Genomic DNA, 532 nt, shown 5'->3' with positions numbered 1-532 from the left:
TATTATTATAAAGCATTTAAAGCAAAAACGCAATTAGTTACCATGCTCTTCGGTATCATCAGCCGATGCGATTCGATGACCGAGATTTGTGAAGGGTTGCGGGCGATGGGGGGCAAGCTAAACCATTTAGGCTTAGACAAGGCCCCTGCCAAAAGCACAGCATGCGATGGTTTACGAAACCGTGATAACAAGTTCTTTGAAGATGTTTATTTTAGTTTGGTACGCCATTACCGAAGTTTTTTATCGGACAGCCGAACTTTTGGGCTCACATTTAAAGAAGTCCTGCTAATAGATTCGACCACAATAAGGCTTTTTAGCGATATACTCAAAGGGGTTGGCCGCGACCCCAAGCACGACGGAAAAAAGAAAGGCGGGTTAAAAGTACATATGCTTATCGATGCAGTTCAGTCGGTTGGACGGTTTATAAAAATCACAGAGGCAAAAGTACACGATAACACATCCGTCCAAAATAAAATTTTGTAGATAAAAAATGGGAGTTGGAAATATCCCCGTTAAGGGATAGTTTTACATT

General features: G+C 41.4%; 1 protein-coding gene. It reads left to right on the top strand.

The genetic code is table 11. From position 1 onward, the window contains the following. Positions 1-483 (top strand): DUF4372 domain-containing protein (locus tag WHS63_RS13220; RefSeq protein WP_445205526.1); only part of this gene is annotated, 483 nt, incomplete at its 5' end. Positions 484-532 lie beyond the last annotated feature (49 nt).

Source organism: Tenuifilum sp. (genome assembly GCF_037481895.1).
GTDB classification, from domain to species: Bacteria; Bacteroidota; Bacteroidia; order Bacteroidales; family Tenuifilaceae; genus Tenuifilum; species Tenuifilum osseticum.
This window is presented reverse-complemented; position numbering and strand designations above follow the sequence as displayed.